The organism is Candidatus Marinarcus aquaticus (assembly GCF_004116335.1).
GTDB classification, from domain to species: domain Bacteria; phylum Campylobacterota; class Campylobacteria; order Campylobacterales; family Arcobacteraceae; genus Marinarcus; species Marinarcus aquaticus.
Window position 1 is genome coordinate 98,550 of the sequence record NZ_PDKN01000004.1, and the last position, 17,162, is coordinate 115,711.

21 protein-coding genes are annotated in these 17,162 nt (G+C 36.6%); 15 read left to right on the forward strand and 6 right to left on the reverse strand.

Annotated features, from left to right (window positions below; all coding sequences use genetic code 11):
- Positions 1-43: 43 nt before the first annotated feature.
- From CRV04_RS07265 to cobA, 4 genes are read left to right on the forward strand one after another with little or no spacing between them, the layout of a single operon-like run.
- A complete protein-coding gene (locus CRV04_RS07265; protein WP_128996174.1) occupies positions 44-346 on the forward strand; it encodes a c-type cytochrome in 303 nt (100 codons plus the stop codon).
- A 2-nt stretch (positions 347-348) separates the two neighbouring features.
- Positions 349-1,488 (forward strand): radical SAM/SPASM domain-containing protein, encoded by a 1,140-nt coding sequence (locus CRV04_RS07270; protein ID WP_128996175.1) that lies wholly within the window; start codon positions 349-351, stop codon positions 1,486-1,488.
- On the forward strand, positions 1,475-2,575 hold the full coding sequence (locus tag CRV04_RS07275; RefSeq protein ID WP_128996176.1) for a cytochrome D1 domain-containing protein: 1,101 nt from the start codon (positions 1,475-1,477) through the stop codon (positions 2,573-2,575). The genes CRV04_RS07270 and CRV04_RS07275 overlap by 14 nt, the downstream gene beginning before the upstream one ends.
- Positions 2,568-3,302, forward strand: a complete 735-nt coding sequence (gene cobA, locus CRV04_RS07280) for a uroporphyrinogen-III C-methyltransferase (protein WP_128996177.1) — start codon at positions 2,568-2,570, stop codon at positions 3,300-3,302. The genes CRV04_RS07275 and cobA overlap by 8 nt, the downstream gene beginning before the upstream one ends.
- A gap of 12 nt (positions 3,303-3,314) precedes the next feature.
- Here the strand turns inward: cobA and CRV04_RS07285 are convergent, their stop codons facing one another.
- The 4 genes from CRV04_RS07285 to CRV04_RS07300 all read right to left on the reverse strand — a co-directional run bounded on the left by CRV04_RS07285 (position 3,315) and on the right by CRV04_RS07300 (position 6,114).
- Positions 3,315-3,947, reverse strand: coding sequence for a Crp/Fnr family transcriptional regulator (locus tag CRV04_RS07285; protein WP_128996178.1), 633 nt, complete (start codon positions 3,945-3,947; stop codon positions 3,315-3,317).
- Between the two features lie 290 nt (positions 3,948-4,237).
- Complete coding sequence (locus tag CRV04_RS07290) at positions 4,238-4,618, reverse strand: hypothetical protein (RefSeq protein WP_128996179.1); 381 nt, start codon at positions 4,616-4,618, stop codon at positions 4,238-4,240.
- A complete protein-coding gene (locus CRV04_RS07295; protein WP_128996180.1) occupies positions 4,599-5,186 on the reverse strand; it encodes a precorrin-2 dehydrogenase/sirohydrochlorin ferrochelatase family protein in 588 nt (195 codons plus the stop codon). Before CRV04_RS07295 ends, CRV04_RS07290 begins: the two co-directional genes overlap by 20 nt.
- A 97-nt stretch (positions 5,187-5,283) precedes the next feature.
- Positions 5,284-6,114, reverse strand: a complete 831-nt coding sequence (locus tag CRV04_RS07300) for an SDR family oxidoreductase (RefSeq protein ID WP_128996181.1) — start codon at positions 6,112-6,114, stop codon at positions 5,284-5,286.
- A gap of 155 nt (positions 6,115-6,269) precedes the next feature.
- Here CRV04_RS07300 and ahbA point away from each other — a divergent pair, with 155 nt between their 5' ends.
- Both ahbA and CRV04_RS07310 read left to right on the forward strand, forming a co-directional pair.
- Positions 6,270-7,289, forward strand: a complete 1,020-nt coding sequence (gene ahbA / locus CRV04_RS07305) for a siroheme decarboxylase subunit alpha (RefSeq protein WP_228126508.1) — start codon at positions 6,270-6,272, stop codon at positions 7,287-7,289.
- A gap of 11 nt (positions 7,290-7,300) precedes the next feature.
- Entirely contained in the window at positions 7,301-7,687 is a 387-nt protein-coding gene (locus CRV04_RS07310) for a hypothetical protein (protein WP_128996182.1), read from the forward strand.
- Here CRV04_RS07310 and CRV04_RS07315 read toward each other — a convergent pair.
- On the reverse strand, positions 7,684-8,316 hold the full coding sequence (locus CRV04_RS07315; RefSeq protein ID WP_128996183.1) for a Crp/Fnr family transcriptional regulator: 633 nt from the start codon (positions 8,314-8,316) through the stop codon (positions 7,684-7,686). The genes CRV04_RS07310 and CRV04_RS07315 overlap by 4 nt on opposite strands.
- 11 nt (positions 8,317-8,327) lie before the next feature.
- Complete coding sequence (locus CRV04_RS07320) at positions 8,328-9,242, reverse strand: glycosyl transferase (protein WP_128996184.1); 915 nt, start codon at positions 9,240-9,242, stop codon at positions 8,328-8,330.
- Positions 9,243-9,472: 230 nt separating this feature from the next.
- Here CRV04_RS07320 and napA point away from each other — a divergent pair, with 230 nt between their 5' ends.
- From napA to CRV04_RS07365, 9 genes are read left to right on the forward strand one after another with little or no spacing between them, the layout of a single operon-like run.
- Positions 9,473-12,283: a nitrate reductase catalytic subunit NapA gene (napA, locus tag CRV04_RS07325; protein ID WP_128996185.1), complete on the forward strand. Its 2,811-nt coding sequence runs from the start codon at positions 9,473-9,475 to the stop codon at positions 12,281-12,283.
- Positions 12,284-12,307: 24 nt separating this feature from the next.
- Positions 12,308-13,090: a ferredoxin-type protein NapG gene (gene napG / locus CRV04_RS07330; protein WP_128996186.1), complete on the forward strand. Its 783-nt coding sequence runs from the start codon at positions 12,308-12,310 to the stop codon at positions 13,088-13,090.
- A complete protein-coding gene (napH, locus tag CRV04_RS07335; protein WP_128996187.1) occupies positions 13,083-13,898 on the forward strand; it encodes a quinol dehydrogenase ferredoxin subunit NapH in 816 nt (271 codons plus the stop codon). Before napG ends, napH begins: the two co-directional genes overlap by 8 nt.
- A complete protein-coding gene (locus tag CRV04_RS07340) occupies positions 13,895-14,527 on the forward strand; it encodes a nitrate reductase cytochrome c-type subunit (protein WP_128996188.1) in 633 nt (210 codons plus the stop codon). The genes napH and CRV04_RS07340 overlap by 4 nt, the downstream gene beginning before the upstream one ends.
- Before the next feature lie 3 nt (positions 14,528-14,530).
- Entirely contained in the window at positions 14,531-15,019 is a 489-nt protein-coding gene (locus tag CRV04_RS07345) for a ferredoxin-type protein NapF (RefSeq protein WP_128996189.1), read from the forward strand.
- A complete protein-coding gene (locus tag CRV04_RS07350; RefSeq protein ID WP_128996190.1) occupies positions 15,016-15,960 on the forward strand; it encodes a WD40 repeat domain-containing protein in 945 nt (314 codons plus the stop codon). Before CRV04_RS07345 ends, CRV04_RS07350 begins: the two co-directional genes overlap by 4 nt.
- Complete coding sequence (locus CRV04_RS07355; RefSeq protein ID WP_128996191.1) at positions 15,957-16,340, forward strand: chaperone NapD; 384 nt, start codon at positions 15,957-15,959, stop codon at positions 16,338-16,340. Before CRV04_RS07350 ends, CRV04_RS07355 begins: the two co-directional genes overlap by 4 nt.
- A complete protein-coding gene (locus tag CRV04_RS07360) occupies positions 16,340-16,783 on the forward strand; it encodes a PAS domain-containing protein (RefSeq protein ID WP_128996192.1) in 444 nt (147 codons plus the stop codon). The genes CRV04_RS07355 and CRV04_RS07360 overlap by 1 nt, the downstream gene beginning before the upstream one ends.
- Positions 16,780-17,160, forward strand: a complete 381-nt coding sequence (locus CRV04_RS07365; RefSeq protein WP_128996193.1) for a hypothetical protein — start codon at positions 16,780-16,782, stop codon at positions 17,158-17,160. Before CRV04_RS07360 ends, CRV04_RS07365 begins: the two co-directional genes overlap by 4 nt.
- Positions 17,161-17,162 lie beyond the last annotated feature (2 nt).

Sequence of the window (17,162 nt, forward strand, 5' to 3'; positions counted from 1 at the left end):
ATTCACTTTTCATTACGTTACACTTTTTCAAGAGGGGTTACCAATGTATAAAAATTTTCTGATCCTTTTACTGTTTTTACACACGTCACTTTTAGCCAATGAGGGTGAAACGCTTTTTAAAACCTATTGTTGGGGGTGTCATCACCAAACTTCTATGGCATTTGGTCCCTCTTTTCAACAAATTGCAAACACACGTAACAGTGGAGAAATCATTGCACAAATTGTAGATCCAACCAACACAGCAATCACTTTGGGATATGAGCGCAGTGCCATGCCTGCATTTAACAGACTCACTTCAGAGCAACTGCAAGCACTCACCTCATATATTCAAAGTTTCAAGGACTAAAAATGTTTCGACTTTCAAACTTAATCAAAACGACACTCGAAGAGAGTCCCAGTCGAACACTCAATGGTTCTATTATCATCTGGAATATGACCAATCGATGCAATCTTCTTTGTCATCATTGCTACAGTAAAGCCGATGCCAATGAGAAGGAGACACTCCATTTTGAACAGATAAAACAGACCATTCCTAAACTGAAAAAAGCCGGAATCAACTTTGTCATCTTCAGTGGGGGAGAACCACTTTTAAGAAAAGATATTTTTGATATTGCCCAATTGATGAAAGAGAATGATATTATCACATATCTCTCAACCAACGGGTTGTATATTACACCTAAAAATGTTCAACACATCATCGATACTTTTAATTACATTGGTATATCCATTGATGGAATTAAAGAAGTACATGACTTTTTCAGAGCGCAAATAGGCTCTTATGAGAAAGCCATACAAGCCATAAAACTGATACAAACCTATGGGGGAAATGCAGGGATACGTTTTACCTTAACCAAAGAGACACAAAGCAGTTTTTATGCAATGTTTGACTTGGTTGAAAAACTCAATGTCAATAAGTTCTATATCTCACACTTGGTCTACTCAGGAAGAGGCGAAGAAAACCTCAATATAGATATTTCAAAAGAGCGCCGACGAGAGTATGTTGAGTTCATTATTCAAAAAGCATTTGAGTATTATAAACAAGGAAAAAACATTGACCTTGTTACAGGTAACATGGAGATGGATGCCATCATGTTATTGAAATATTTTGAGCAACACTATCCTGAACATACAAAGACACTTTATAAAAAACTCACCCAATGGGGAGGCAACAGTGCGGGTAACCGATTGGGAAATATGGACTGGTTGGGCAATGTAAAACCCGACCCTTTTTTCCCTTTTACCGTGGGAAACTATTTAGAAAATGATTTTGAAAATATATGGAGCAACACCCAACAACCTTTATTGAAACGATTAAGAGAATACCCTCGACAAATTGAAGGAAGATGCAATGACTGCAACTATCTTGAAATCTGCAATGGAGGTTCAAGAAGTCGTGCGTTTGCCATTTCAGGAGATTTATGGAGGGAAGATCCCTCTTGTTATTTAAGTGAATCAGAGATAAGGAGAAGAGATAATGAAACCATTTAAAAGAGTTCTGTTGCTTATAAGCATGTTATTGACCTGTTTACAAGCTGAAAAGCTTTTTGTCGTACAAAGAGAGGACTCCTCCCTTGCTGTCATTAACAATAACAAAGTAACACATACGGTCTCTCATATGAGAAATATGAACCACGGTATCGTAAAGTTTTATAACAAAGATGCATATGTCATTTCAAGAGATGGCTATGTGATTCGTTTTAATCCTCAAACATATGAGGTCATCAATGAGTATAAAACCAGTAAAAGTGCCATTGGTTTTGTCATCAATGAACATTATGTAGCAGTTGCTAATTATGATGATCAAAGTGTGGATATCTTGACACGTGATTTACAACCCATAAAAAAAATAAAAACAGGTTCAAGAAATGTAGGGATTAAAATCTATAAAGATTTTTTAATCTTCTCACAAATGGACAAAGACACCATTTCAGTATATGAAGACCAAACTCATGGTACCAAAACCCCTCTTTTTACTCTGTATAAAGAGTTTCATGATGTGGGAGAACTTCCTTTTGATGCGATGATTCAAGATGAAAAGTACATTGCTGGATTTTTCAAATCTCAGTATTTTGGTGTGGTCGATTTAAAAACCATGCGTTACAAAAAAATTGATATTTTTTTAAATAAAGAGCGTCAACGCGTACTAAAAGTACCCCACTTTGGATTTTGGAGTTTAAGTCATAAACAGATTTTTATCCCCGCAGTGGGAGATAATAAAGTCCTTGTCTATGACAACGAATTTAACTTTATGAACAATATAACAACCAAAGGGTTACCGGTTTTCACCAGTTTAAGTCCCACTAAAGAGTATTTGGCCGTCACGTTTTCAGGTAAGGATTTTCCAACCATACAGATCATTGATACGAAAACTCTGAAAATTATTCATACATTTGAATTTGATGGGAAAGTGCTGCATGTGCGTTGGTCAAATACCAAAAATGAACTTTATGTCTCGGTCAATGACAGCAACAAAGTAGCTGTTATCAATACCAAAAAATGGAGTGTTGAGCACAATATAACACAGGTAAAAAAGCCCTCTGGCATCTTTATCTATGAGGAGAAAAACAATGAGTAAAGTCTATTTAACTGGGGCGGGTCCAGGAGACATTGAATTGATGACGATGAAAGCTGCACGAGTCATTAAAGAAGCGGATATTATCATCTATGACCGTTTGGCCAATCCTGAAATTCTCAAAATGGCCAAAGAGGGTGTTGTTTTGACGTATGTAGGTAAACAAGATGGAAAACACTCTGTCCCTCAAGATCAAATCAATGAAATTATTTACCAATCGGCTTTAAAGTATGAAACCGTTGTGCGTTTAAAAGGGGGAGATCCTTTTGTATTTGGTCGAGGAGGTGAAGAGGCACTCTACTTAAAACAAAGAGATGTCACCTATGAAATAATCCCCGGTATCACCTCAAGTATCAGTGTGCCCGCTTATGCAGGTATCCCTGTAACTCATCGCGGTATCACTACCTCGTTTAGAGTCGTAACGGGGCATGAGACACCCAATAAAAAGATTTCCCAATTGGAGTGGCAAACGTTTTTAAATGATGAGACCATCATCTTTTTGATGGGGTATCACAATATTGATCTTATTAGCACGAAACTCTTGGAACTTGGGAAACGCAAAGATTACCCCTGTGCCGTCATTTCACAAGGAACTACCTCTGAACAAAAAGTGGTCGTAGGTACGTTGGAAAATATTGCCCAAAAATCTAAAGGATTACCAACGCCTGCCCTGATTGTAATTGGCGAAGTGGTCAACTTAAAAGAACAAATTGAGTGGTTTCAAATCTAAACCACTCAAACACTACATAAAAAACTGTTTCAGACGCTCTTTATTGACGGTCTGTTTTCCCATATCTACAATACCTTCGTCTTTAAAGGTACGCAATATTCTTGAAAGTGTCTCAGGAGAGATATTTAAAATCTCTGCGGTGGAGACATTTTTAGTACTAAAAAACTCTTCGGTGCGATCATGAATATACTTTGCTAAGCGTTCTTGAGAATCTAAAACCACATGCAAAGAGACCAGATTTTCTAAATTCTTAATCTTTTTTATAAGGGATCCTTGTATCTTAAAAGCCAAACTGGGATTATCATAAATGACATCTTTGAGTGAAGCAAAATCGATTTTAATCACCTCAACATCGGTGAAGGCTTGAGCTGTTGCAGGGTATGGCATATTTTCAAAATTGGCCACCTCTGCAATGAGTTCATTAGAGTGAAAATATTTTAAAATAATCTCTTTATCATTAGAAGTCACTTTATATAACTTAATAATACCGCTTTGTAGCAGAAATAACTCTTTGGAATCATCACCCTCATAAAAAACAATGCTCTCCTTTGGATAAGAGACTTTACGTGTAAACTTCTCAATTTCACTGAGTGTTTCATCACATAAATCTTCAAACAAAAAGAACTCTTTAAGATAACCCGTCATAGTGCACCTCGTTTAAGATTTTTTTAATCTGGAGATTCATTGTACAATTTTGTAAGGTTGCTTTTCTTAACCTTAATCAAGATTTTTTACTCTGCGATTATGAAAAGAAGCAATGGCATTGCGTGTATAAACTAACATAAAGATATTGATGGTCTGAATAGGAAAAGATAAAGAAGCAGAACAATTGATGCCCTGCTTTAAAAGTTTTTTCTGATGCAAAAATCGTTTTTCAATACACAACCCAGCGAGAAAAAACAAAGTAATAAAGAATTACTCTGTATTAATCAAATCTAAATTTCAAAAAAACGTTTAACCCACTCTTTTTCTGATGCTGAAAGCGATATGGTTTTAAGCACTTTTTTCTCTTTATTGAGAATATAGAGTTGATTTTGTTTGATCTGCAAATACTCTTTCCCCCACTGTTTATCCAAGCTGTCCATAAACTTCAAAGCTTCAGAAGCTGGCGGTTTCTCTTTTTCACCTGTGAGTTTATCAATAACAGTAAAACCACCCAATCTGCGCTCTACTTGATAAGGCAGATAGGGTTTAATCAGTGCATACACACGTTCATTTTTTGCTTCAGGAAGTGCCTCTTTAAAAGAGACATACCCAATAATAAAAAAGATGGCCAAAAAGCCTAAAAATAGTAAATTAGTCTGTTTTTTCTTCATGTTTCTTTCCCCAAGTTTGAATATATTCTTGTGCTTTTTTATCTAAAAATTGCATTCTCTCTTTACCTTTTGGCATCGTTTTTCGATAATGCTTCATCTGCTCTAAAAACGTTCCAATAGAGTCAGGAATTAATTGGCTAAGAAAAATTCTCAACTGTTTTGCCATAGCAGGAGAAGCCCCACTTGTAGATACAGCAATGGTTAAATCATCTCTTTTAATATAAGAAGGAAAGATAAAATCACAATATTTCTGCAAATCAACACAGTTGCATAAAATATTTTTCCCACGGGTTTGTTTAAATATCTCTTCTTGTAAATCAAAATCATCGACTGCTGCAATAACAATATCAAACCCTTCAATATCTCGTTCTTCATATTTTTTTTCTTCATAAGAGAGTTGATGTGTTTGTATAATACTTTGTGTTTCTTCATTGAATCGTGTGGCAATCACTTTAATCTCAGACGTAAAATCAAGTAATTTTTCTAACTTCTCCAAAGCGATATTTCCGCCTCCAATGAGAAGAATCTTTTTATCATCAAATCGAATAAATGCAGGGAAATATGCCATACCCATCCTTTTTTTAAATAAAGACAATTCTAACCAAATGCGTATAAAGAGTTCTTAATTCAAATCAATAAACCCCACAGTTTAAAGCTCAAGCTTATTATATATTAAATGTCTCTTTGACTTTTTGCTCAAACGCTTTATCATCCAGCTGCTTTTTTAAAGGCACAAAAATTTCTGATTCTGCACCTACTTGAACAGCAATATCACTCTGTTCATCTTCAATAATCTTTAATACTGCTTGAGCAATAGCCACGGGCGATGGACCTTCATTGATGGCATTTGCAACAATCGTAGCAAAGTGTGAAACCAGCTCTTGATAAGCTGAGTCTAAAGAAGTGGTTTGATCATTGACCTTCAATCCTTTATTCACAAAATTTGTTTTAAAAAGCCCTGCTAAAACAGAGTGTACACGAATATTATATGATGCCACCTCAAATCGTAAAGAGTCTGTAATCCCTTCTACAGCATGCTTACTCGCATTATAGTGACTTAAAAGAGGTAATCCCATTTTCCCTAAAAAAGAGGAGATATTAATAATCACACCTTTTTTAGCTTTTCGCATATGTGGCAACACTGCACGGGTCATCTTGATCAAACCAAATACATTCACATCAAACTGCTGGTACATCTCTTCATCTGTACCATCTTCTAAGGTTGACAAAAGACCGAATCCTGCATTATTGACTAAAACATCAATTCTCTTTTCATTTTGCATAATGGTATTCACAGCTGCTTCAATACTTTGAGTTTGAGTCACATCCACATGAATGATATTAATTGTAACCTTGTGCTTCTCAATAATTTCTTCTAAATCTTGACTCACTTTTCGTGCACCCGCATAGACAATATACCCTTTTTGTGCTAATAACAGTGCCGTTTGCAACCCCATACCCGAAGTTGCGCCTGTAATTAAAACAACTTTTTTCATATTGACTCCTTTATCATTTAGACAATCATAGTATGAAGTCAACTTCAAATCATTAATATATATCAAGGTACTTTTGACTTTAAAAATTGTTTTAAATCAAGGATTAATATTTTTCTTCAAGTTATAATTTTGGAATCCCATTATGAGGAAGGATAATGACAAGCATAAGCAGTAATCACTTGAAAAATGAAATTCTTTTTAGAATTCAAAAGAATTTTCCACTCGTAGCACAACCATTTGATGCCATTGCCAAAGAGTTACATACTACAGAAGCTTTTGTTCTAAGCACTCTCCAAAAAGCTAAAAACGATAAGATTATACGACAAACTTCCGCCATTTTTGACACAACAAGACTCGGTTATACTTCATCACTGGTTGCTTTTGAAATTGATCCAATGCAAATCGATCAAGCCATAGAGATATTGAACTCTCACCCAGGTATTTCTCATAATTATGAAAGAAATCACCAATTCAATATCTGGTTTACCATTGCCGTTGCTCCAGACTCATTATTGGGATTAAACAAAACCATTGAACTTTTAGCTCAATTGACACATACAAAAAACCATATTATATTGCCCACACTAAAACTCTATAAAATAGCGGTTAAACTCAATACCACTCACCGTAAAGAGACCAAAGAGAAGATTAAAGCAAAAAAATTTAAAGCGTTGACACTCACAGAAGAGCATTTTCGTCTCATTAAACTTTTGCAACACAATATTGAATTTGTATCAGAACCTTTTGCACATATTACTCAATATTTAAACATCAGTTATCTCCAACTCTTTGAGATGATTGAAGAACTTCAAGAAGCAGGGGTCATGCGACGATATGCTTCCATTTTAAACCATCGAAAAGCAGGTTTTAATGCCAACGCTATGGTGGTTTGGGACATCAATGAAGAGCAAGCCGAAGAGATTGGTAAAGAGGTTGCCAGTTTTAGCTCCGTAAGTCATTGCTACTTACGTCCTAAATATGACAATTGGCAATACAATCTCTTTTCTATGATTCATGGGAAAAGCCACGAAGAGACGCAAAGTGTCATCGACCAAATAAAAAAGCGCATTACCCATAATGGTTATATGCCCTTATACTCTTCACGAGAGTTTAAAAAAGTGCGCATTTGCTACTTCAGCGACGATTTTATGCAGTGGGAACTCAACCATATCTAAAGGAACATATCATGAAACTATTTTTTGAACTCGAAGCCGCTTATATTGTAATCGGTATTTTTATTTTAGCTGTAACGGCTTTTGTCACGACTCGTCCATTTGTAGGCCGAAATGCTTTTAAGATTGGTTTTCCAGGAGTTTTTCTTATTTTAACATTTTTTATCATTGCACACTATGTTGTCACCACCAATCGAATGAATGACGTAGAAACACGCTTTATAGACCATAAACCGGTCATTTGTGAAAATCGCGTGCAACGTAAAGTCAATCCTTCTGTGATTATCAGTCAAGCACAAGGGTGGAGTTTAAACGAGCACATCTTTACCAACCCTCAATACAACAGAGGGTTTCATACTGCTCGCTGTTTAGAGCTGTTTAATGAGGAGTATCCCGATTAAAGAAAATAGCCGGACAAACCTTCGGTATCAATTCTCTTCTTTTGTGGATCTATGAGTCCTTCATCTTTGAACACTTTCAATGTTCGAGAGAGGGTCTCAGGTGTGATGTTCAGCATCTGTGCAATATGAATATTTTTTGTTTTAAAAAACTGGTTTTTATGATCACAGATATATTTAGCCACTTTCTCCTTGGTATCCAGTACCATGTTTGTAGCAATGATTCCTTCCAGATTTTTAATCTTTTTTATCAATGAAATTTGCATATTAAAACACAACTCTGCATTTGAAAGCATCACCTCTTTTAATTTCTTGAAATCAATTTTAATCACTTCTACATCTGTAAAAGCTTCTGCTGTTGCAGGGTATGGTATACCTTGAAAACTGGCTGCTTCTGCAATAAGTTCATTGTCTTGAAAATATTTTAAAACTAACTCTTTCCCATTGGAAGCCGTTTTATAAAGTTTGACTATTCCTTTATTTAAAATATATAAAGAGTTGCTCTCATCTCCTTCATAAAAAAGGATGTACTCTTTATTATATTTTGTTTTTATACTGAATTGTGCAATTTCTTTGACCACACTCTCATCTAAATCTGCAAACAGAAAAATCGATTTTAAATCTTCAAACATCTCTCTCCTTTTTATAAAACAGCGTAAGCTTCTTCAATGGTATTATAACGTTGTGCGGTGACAAGCAAAATCGCAGCATTCAAACGGGCTAAATCCATCAGCACTTCACTTGGATTTTCTAAAAGTTTGAGATTCTCTTCTAAGGAGATTTTTTCATACTCATTATTGTACTGTATATTAAACTCTTTGAGACTCACACTCTTTTCAGTGATTTCACCCTCATTCATATACCAATATTTAAAGTCAGCAAACACTTCTGGATTTCCTTCGCTTCCTTTAATAACCCACATGTTTTGGTAGTTTTCACCAAAGAGTTTGAAATATTTCTGTACATAGGGTTTATGAAACGCTGATGTAATAGCATAGTTTGATTGTGCTGGGTTTAACAGTTTTTCAACGGTATTAAACACAGACCGCATAAAGAGTTTTTTACGTAAAACAGTCAATTGTGAAAGCTCTCTAAAATAATCAACTCGATCATAAAATCTAACCACAGATGAAAGCGTTGCACTTTGTGCCACTTCTTTGAGTGTTAATCCATGTTTTGCTGGTTGTTCCAAATCCCCTGATACGACCAAGAAAAAAGGCTCAATAGTTGTATTTTTTGCAAAAAATGCTTCTAAAACTTGTGCCGTTAAAGGGAATAAAAAGGGTTGGTCTGTTTTTCCGTCATACGAAAACCCCAGCTCTACACTTTGAGGTAATTTATCTCTTTTGATATATTTATCAAAAGATTTCAATGTGCCTTTAAGTTCATCATCACTCTCTAACTTCACACGAAGACACATTAAAAAAGCGGCCGCTTGTTCACTCTCACATTTTTGTTCTAAAATTTGTTGTATCGCTTCTTGTATCTCTTCATATGTTAAATCTCTGTTTGACTTTGGGCCCGTTGCTACGGCTTTAATGTATTTGAAAAAACTCATTTTTTCTCCATTTGTAATTGTATAATATATGTATATAAGTCTTATTAATAAAAAAATTTTATGGTAACTTAAATTGCTCTTTCTTATATTATCATAAGTTGGTTGTAAAGTTCTCTAAATAAGAGTGATTTTATCTTATTTAAAACTTATAAAATTTGACTACGGTCAAACTTTATGTATTTACAAAGTGTTACAATGAATTTGTTAAAAAAAATTTTAAAGGAGACAACATGGCGCTTTCAAGAAGAGAATTCTTAAAAAGTTCAGCAGCAGCAAGTGCAGCCGCCGCAGTGGGAATGAGTGTACCCTCAAACCTATCTGCAGCAGCAAACCAAGCTGAAGCTGGTTGGAGATGGGATAAAGCAGCGTGTAGATTTTGTGGTACAGGCTGTGGAATCATGATGGCAACAAAAAATGGAAAAATTGTTGCAGTAAAAGGGGATCCCGCTGCTCCAGTAAACAGAGGGTTAAACTGTATTAAAGGGTACTTTAATGCAAAAATTATGTACGGGGCCGACCGTCTAAAAACACCTCTTTTACGTGTTAATGATAAAGGAGAGTTTGACAAAAACGGAAAGTTTGCACCGGTTTCTTGGAAGCGAGCATTTGATGAAATGGAAGTGCACATCAAAAAAGCACTTAAAGCTTCAGGACCTGAAGGTGTGGGTGTTTTTGCTTCTGGACAATATACTGTCATGGAAGGGTATGCAGCACAAAAAATGATGAAAGCAGGTTTCAGAAGTAATGCCATTGACCCTAATGCCAGACACTGTATGGCCTCAGCGGTGGTTGGTTTTTATCAAACCTTTGGTATTGATGAACCAAGTGGATGTTATGATGACATTGAACTAACAGATACGGTTGTCACTTGGGGTTCCAATATGGCAGAGATGCACCCTATTTTGTGGTCAAGAGTTACCGATAGAAAACTTTCAGACCCAGACAAGGTAAAAGTCATCAACTTATCAACTTATACTCACAGAACATCTGATTTAGCGGATATAGAGATTATTTTTACACCAAATACGGATCTTGCATTGTGGAACTACATTGCACGAGAGATTGTATACAACCACCCTGAAGCCATTGATTGGGATTTCGTTAAAGAACACATTGTCTTTGCAGCCAGTCCAGTAAACATGGGATATGGTTTGAGACGAAGTGATGAGAAATCAATCAAAGAGGGTAAATACACCGCAAAAGAGATGGAGATTGTCTCTAAAGAGATGGAAAAAATCATTTCTGAAACAGAAGCACCTGCTTTAGCACCTTACGGATATAAAGCCGGTGATAAAATGGTGAATAAACCTGCAGGATTAAAACACTGGGAAATCTCATTTGAAGAGTATAAAAAATTCTTGGAGCCATACACGTTAGACTATGTTGCAAAAATCTCTAAAGGGAATCCAGATGAAGACATCAATGAGTTTAAGAAAAAACTTCAAACATTAGCCAACCTCTATATTGAGAAAAACCGAAAAGTGGTCTCATTTTGGACCATGGGTATGAACCAACACACCAGAGGTACTTGGGTGAATACTTTAGCGTATAACGTTCACTTTCTATTGAACAAACAAGCCAAACCTGGTTCAGGTGCGTTCAGTTTAACGGGTCAACCAAGTGCTTGTGGTACAGCAAGAGAAGTAGGAACTTTTGCTCACCGATTACCTGCAGATATGATGGTAGCTAACCCAAAACACCGAAGTGTCACTGAAAAAGTGTGGCAAGTTCCTCAAGGAACACTCAACCCTAAAGGGCATCAACACATCATGAAAATTCACAGAGACCTTGAAGATGGTACGATGAAATTTGCATGGGTCAATGTGTGTAACCCATATCAAGACACTGCAAGTGCCAGCCACTGGCTAAAAGCTGCTCGTCAAATGGACAACTTCATCGTAACTTCAGATGGATATCCAGGTATTTCAGCCAAAGTATCCGATTTGATTTTACCAAGTGCCATGATTTATGAAAAATGGGGAGCATACGGGAATGCTGAAAGAAGAACACAACACTGGCGACAACAAGTTTTACCAGTAGGGGATGCGATGTCAGACACATGGCAATGGGTTGAACTTTCAAAACGATTTACCGTAAAAGATGTATGGGGAGAGCAACAACTCTTAAGCAGTGGTGGAAAAGTAAAACTTCCTGATGTTGTCGCAGAAGCTAAGAAAATGGGATACAACGAAGATACAACAATGTATGAAATTCTGTTTGCCAATGAAAATGCGAAATCATACAAACTCGATGAAAATGACCCAATTCAAAAAGGGTACGATAACTCTGAAGGGTATGGAGATGCAAGAAATGTCGTGGGAAGTGATGGAAAAGTATTTGATGGATATGGATTCTTTATTCAAAAATATCTGTTCGAAGAGTATGCTTCATTTGGTCGAGGACATGCACACGACTTAGCAGATTTTGATACTTACCATAAAGTAAGAGGACTTAAATGGCCCGTAGTAGATGGTAAAGAGACTCAATGGCGATTTAACACCAAATATGATCCATATGCAAAAAAAGCAAATCCGAACAGTGACTTTGCATTCTATGGAAAATTAGCCAAAGCATTGCCACAAGGTGACCTGCTTGGAATCAAAGATAAAACGAAAAAAGCATTGACTAACAAAGCAAAAATCTTTGCACGACCATACATGGATCCACCAGAAATGCCAGATACAGAGTATCCAGTTTGGTTAAGTACTGGTCGGGTTTTAGAGCACTGGCACAGTGGAACCATGACAATGAGAGTTCCTGAACTTTATAGAGCAGTACCTGAAGCATTGTGTTACATGCACCCTGAAGATGCAAAAAAATATGATGTAAAACAAGGTGGATTGTGTTGGGTTGAATCACGACGTGGAAAAATCAAAGCACGTGTTGAAACACGAGGAAGAAACCGACCATCAAGAGGATTGGTATTTGTACCTTGGTTCGATGAGAAAGTATTCATCAACAAAGTATGTTTGGATGCAACGTGTCCACAATCAAAACAGACAGACTTTAAAAAGTGTGCGGTAAAAATTTACAAAGCATAATAGTCTGTTAGAAAAGGTTCAAAAATGTTAAGTGAAAGAAGAAAGTTTATCTTAGGCAGTGCACGAACCATTGGTTTAGTAGCATTGGGTGGATTGGTTTGGAGTGCGTATGTGGATGAAGTTACGGCTTCGAAACTCACCCTTCGACCACCTGGGGCACTTGCAGAAGAGGATTTTTTAAAAACCTGTATTAAATGTGGTATGTGCGTAGAAGCCTGTCCTTTTGATACGCTTCACTTAGCCAAACCAGGGGACAACAAACCTTTGGGGACACCATTTTTTGAACCACGTAAAACACCATGTTATATGTGTCCAGATATTCCATGTGTACCTGTATGCCCAAGTGGAGCATTAAATGAAGCCAGTGTAACAAGCAATGCACAACTTGATATTAACAAAGCTCAAATGGGTGTAGCCGTTGTGGATACAAAAAACTGTATTGCATATTGGGGAATTCAATGTGATGCCTGTTATCGAGCATGTCCATTGTTAGACCAAGCGATTTATTTAGAGTATTCACAAAATGAAAGAACAGGGAAGCATGCGTTTTTAAAACCCATTGTTAACAGCGATATTTGCACGGGATGTGGACTTTGTGAACACGCCTGTGTTACTAAAAAAGCAGCCATCTTTGTATTACCAAGAGAGGTTGCTTTAGGACAAGTAGGAGATCACTACATCAAAGGATGGGATCAAAAGGATGATGCACGTGTTAAAAATGCACACAGCCAAACCACAACCACAGAACTCAGCAAAGAGAAAGCAGTGGATTCATTAAATGATATGCAAGGACTGTTCGATGAATAGTATTTATAAACACAGATTCCTGATATTACGACGAATCGTTCAAATTTCATTGTTGCTTCTGTATGTGGGTGGCAACATTTGGGGATGGAGTATTCTACAAGGAAACCTCAGCACCTCATTGGTGTTTGGAGCCATTCCATTAAGTGACCCTTTTGCAGCGCTTCAAATGTTCAGTGCAGGGGCACTCATTACAAGCAATATTTTAGTGGGTGCTTTAATTATCACACTCTTTTATGCCCTCGTTGGAGGAAGAGTCTTTTGTTCTTGGGTTTGTCCTGTTAATATGATTACCGATGCAGCCAATTATCTGCGACGTAAATTGGGCTTTAATGCCATTCAGAAAAAACAACCAGCCAGTCGAGCCATTCGATACTATGTGCTGGGGTTAAGTCTGATTCTTTCGTATGTGTTAGGAGTAACAGCTTTTGAGTTTGTTTCACCTATTTCAATAACACACCGTGGGATTATCTTTGGATTAGGGTTGGCTTGGGCAGCAATGTTAGTACTGTTCTTGTTTGACCTGTTTATATTAAAACATGGGTGGTGTGGATACCTTTGTCCACTTGGTGGATTTTACTCTGTGATTGGAAAATACAGTCTTATAAGAGTAAAACATGATGAGCAAAAATGTACAGTTTGTATGAAATGTAAAGATGTCTGTCCAGAGCAACAAGTTCTTTGGATGGTAGGGAAAGAGACTCAACCGGTATTAAGCGGTGAGTGTACAAACTGTGGTCGATGTGTAGAAGTATGTGACGATGATGCTTTAAATTTTTCTATAAGAACTCAAGTAGGAGAAACAAAATGAAATTAGTTAGTAAATTTGCTTTAGGTTTAATCGTGGCTTCATCTTTTATGTTCGTAGGTTGCTACGACAATGCAAGCCCGGGTCAAAATGAAGTTGCCAAACCTGTGATAGATGACACAGAAATTGGTTTACGAAAAACCGACTTGTTCAGTGAACAACAAGTCAAACCAGACGAAACACAATACAGTGAAAGTATGGCAGGAAGTGGTCATAAGTTTAAACGGGCATTCCAAGATGCACCACCAATGATTCCACATAGTGTTGAAGGGATGTTACCTGTACAAATCAATAACAACCAGTGTGTCAGCTGTCATGCCCCTGAAGTGGCAAGCAGTTTAGGAGCATTGCCTTACCCTGAATCACACATGATTGATTTTCGACCTAAACATAAATTTGATGGTCAAAAATTTGAGAAATCAATTGATAATATGAAAAACGAAGTCTCAATTAAAAAAATCAGTCAACTTTCAGGATCACGATTTAACTGTACGTTATGTCATGCTCCACAAAGTACAGGGGAGTTGGTACACAACAATTTTGACCCAGATTTTACAACCAAAGATGGGGCAGAAAAATCTCATTGGACAGGTACTAACCTAACAGATGGTCTGGATACCGTAAAAGAGTAGATTATGAAAAGAAGAGAACTTTTAGGTTCTCTTTTTTCTGATAAAGAGAGAAGAGAAGACATAATCATACGCCCACCTTACTATAAAGATATCTATTCTTTTGACAAACACTGTCATGAATGCAATGGCATTTGCAGCACTGTTTGTCAAGAGAATATTATTGTTATTACTGAAAACAAAACTCCCATTTTAAACTTTTCAAAAAGTGGTTGTACTTATTGTGATGAGTGTGCAAAGGCGTGTCCAAGTGATGTCTTAAATACAGAGTATAAACAAAAAATAGCACTTGAATTTGAGATTGATATGTTACAATGTTTAAGTTGGAACAACACTTTGTGTTTTTCATGTAAAGAGCCTTGTTTGGACAATGCCATAGAATTTTTAGGGATGTTTCGTCCCTCAATTATTGACGACAAATGCACCGCTTGCGGGTTTTGTGTAAGCCGTTGTCCTACCAATGCCATCAACTATAAAAAGGAGCGTGACCAGTGAAACTGCTTTTATTAATTGTTATATTGAGTTCATCCCTTTTTTCTATGTCTACACTGCAACCAACCTACTCGTTACAAGCCAGTGGTGATGTGCAAGATATGAGCTACCATGTCCCTTATTTATACACTGCTACGAGTAATGGAACTGTGGATGTGTTTAATGTGCAAACACAAAAGAAATCACTCACCATACAAATACCTGCCATAAAAGATTTTATGGGGGATGAAGTGAGTGCAAAAGTGTACAGCGTTGACGTTTTAAACAACACGCTTTTAATTGTCTCTCAAGGAGAGAAAGGGTATCGCAACTTGTGGTTGTATACCCAAGGAACATTAGAGAAAAAAATAGATATTGCACAACACTTTTTTATTAAAGAGGCACGTTTTATTGATGAACAACATGCCCTATTGGCACTTTTAAGCAATGAGTTGGTGTTGTATGATTTAAATAAAAACAGTGTGATTAAAATAGAGCAAGTCAGCCCTTCCTCTTTTTCAGACTTCACACTCAGTGAAGATAAACAGATGATTATCACCACTGATGAAAGTGGTGTTGTGCGTGCTTTAGAGACACGAACATTAAAAGAGATTAAAAAGTACAAAGCGTTTAATTTAGATAAAATTTTTCAACTCGATTTTAAACATAAAACGCTTCTGACTGCGGGACAAGACAGAAAGAGTGTGCTTTACATCAATAACCAAACACACGAGTTTGATTTTGATTTTTTAATTTACAGTTGTGCTTTAAATGAAAATGCCTCTTTAGCTGCCATTGCCTATAATGAAAACAATGATGTGGTGATAATAGATACATCCACACAAAATAAAAAGTACCGTTTAATTCAAAACAAAGCGGTCATCACAAAGATTCTTTTTACACAACATAAAGAACTCTTTGTGGCCAGTGAGAGTAAAAAAATTAACTTTTGGAGGTTACCATGAATATTTCAAGTATCGTTGTGCAAACAACACCACAGTATTTAGAAGAAGTTGTCGAGAACATTAAAACATGTGAAGTGTGTGATTATCACATGCACGATGAAAAAGGGCGTATTATTATCACCATTGAAGGCAATGGAGTCAAAGAGGAGTTGGAAAAGCTTCGAGTCATTGAAGCCATCCCTCACGTCGTTGCAGCAGATATGCAAATGGCGTACAGTGAAGATGAGTTGGAAGAGCATATGGAAGTCTTAAACAATGCACACGCTGTACCTAAAATTTTAAATGATGACACCACAGATCCATCAAAAATAGTATATAATGGAGATCTGAAAAAGAAAGATTTAGAAGGATTTGCAAAACAGTTTGACGAGGTAAAATAATGCAATACAATAACAGTGAATTCTTAATTGAAACCAGCGTACCTGAAAGTGAATTAATTGTTTCTCGTACCAATTTAAAAGGTGAAATCACCTATGCCAATGAAGCTTTCGCTGATATCAGTGGCTACAGTGTGGATGAACTTATAGGAAAGCCTCATAACATTGTACGACATCCTGATATGCCCAAAGCGGTTTTTAAAGAGATGTGGCAAACCATCAAAGAGTATAAAAAATGGACGGGATTCATTAAAAATATGCGTAAAGATGGAGGTTTTTATTGGGTACATGCCGAAGTATCTGGGATATTTAAAGACCACATCCTTACAGAGTACAAATCCATACGCACCCCTATGACGTATGAACAAAAGCTTGAAGCTCAAACAAAATACGATGCCATGAAAGAAGCTCCGGGAGAACTCAAACGAAAAGTGATTTACGAATGATATTACGGACTTTTTTCATTGTCAGCCTCTTTATGTACACACTGTATGCGTACTCCAGCAAAGCAATCAATGCTTATGCTGTTGCTGTTTATGATGCCAATATGAATGAAGAGAATATTCAAGGAGTTCGTAAAACAAAAAAAGACTACAATGGTCTTACTTACACTAAAATCTATGCGTTTGGGGATTTTTTTCATATGCAACCTCATGCACAAATAGGTTCATCCTTAGGGATATTGGTTCGTAAACGACCCATTGTCAAAAATGGTTTACACATTGGTTATGAGATGATTTTTAAACACCTTACTGTACGAAGTGGTTATTTGGAAGTCTATATTGGCAACGAGTTATTTGATAGAAGTTTGTATGTCAAGTAGGT